This window comes from Streptomyces inusitatus, from assembly GCF_014651115.1.
In the GTDB taxonomy this organism is placed as follows: Bacteria; Actinomycetota; Actinomycetes; order Streptomycetales; family Streptomycetaceae; genus Streptomyces; species Streptomyces amakusaensis.
Genome location: NZ_BMWG01000076.1, coordinates 1 through 1,323 on the forward strand (window position 1 = coordinate 1; position 1,323 = coordinate 1,323).

Annotated in this window: 1 protein-coding gene; it reads left to right on the forward strand. The window is 69.2% G+C overall.

Annotated elements, in window-relative coordinates:
* The coding region (locus IE247_RS33875; RefSeq protein WP_190127211.1) for an AMP-binding protein at positions 1–1,323 on the forward strand (1,323 nt) is incomplete at both ends.

Sequence of the window (1,323 nt, forward strand, 5' to 3'; positions counted from 1 at the left end):
GGACACCTCGGGGGACCCGTCGTTCGGTGAGCTGCTGGAGCGGGTACGGCGCTGGGACCTGGCGGCGTACGCGCATCAGGATCTGCCGTTCGACCGTCTGGTGGAGGAGCTCCAGCCGGTACGGTCCCTGGCACGCCACCCCCTGTTCCAGATCATGCTGTCGCAGGGACGCGGCTCCCATCCCGGGATCACTCTGCCCGGCCTCCACAGCACGCCGTTGCCACTGGGGGACGAGGTCGCACGGTTTGACCTGGAAATCGACTTCGATGAGCGAGGCGGAACCGAGGACAGCCCCGCCGGTCTGAGCATTCAGCTCGGTTATGCGACGGATCTGTTCGACGAGGTCACGGTCCGGGGGCTGGGGGAGGCGCTGGTACGCGTCCTGTCGGCGGTCGCGGCCGATCCGGGGATACGGCTCTCGGCCCTGCCGGTCGTGTCCCCCGCCCAGCGGGACATGCTCACGGCGTGGGGTTCGGGTCCGGAAGCCTCCGGGGCGGGGACGGTGACCGGGGGCTTCGCGGCTGCTGTCCGGGCTACGCCTGAGGTGGTGGCGGTGGTCGACGGGGACCGGTCCCTGTCCTACCGGGAGTTGGATGTTCTCTCGGACCGGGTCGCGTATCGGCTGCTCGCGGCCGGTGTCACGGTCGAGACGCCGGTGCCGGTGCTGATGGAACGCGGTGCGGGACTGGTGATCGGGTTGCTGGGGGTGATGAAGGCGGGGGCCGCCTATCTCCCCCTCCATCTCGCCCACCCGGCCCCCCGCATGGCTGAGACGACCGAGGGCAACACCTCCCCGGTCCTGTTGATCGACTCAGCTCATGCGGATCACCCCTACACCCTCAGCCAGCCGTCAACCCGCAGCATCCTGACCATCACCGATGACGGCACCGATGAGGTGGCTGACGGTGTGGTGCTGCCTGCTGTGCTGCCGGGGCAGTTGGCGTATGTGATGTTCACGTCGGGGTCGACGGGTCGCCCGAAGGGCATCGCCGTCACCCACCAGAGCGTGACGGACCTGGCACTGGATCCGGCCTGGAACGTCACCCCGGGGGACCGGGTCCTGTTCCAGGCCCCCCACGCCTTCGACGGATCCGTCTACGAACTCTGGACCCCCCTCCTGACCGGTGCGGCGATCGTCATCACACCCGCCGGCCGGATCACCGACGCACCTGCCCTGCGCGCTCTCACCGAACAACACGGGGTGACGCATGTGTCGCTGACCGCGGGATTGTTCCGGGTGATCGCGGAGACCGATCCCGCCGCCTTCACCGGCCTGACCGAGGTGACGACGGGCGGGGATGTGATTCCCCCGGACGCGGTGCG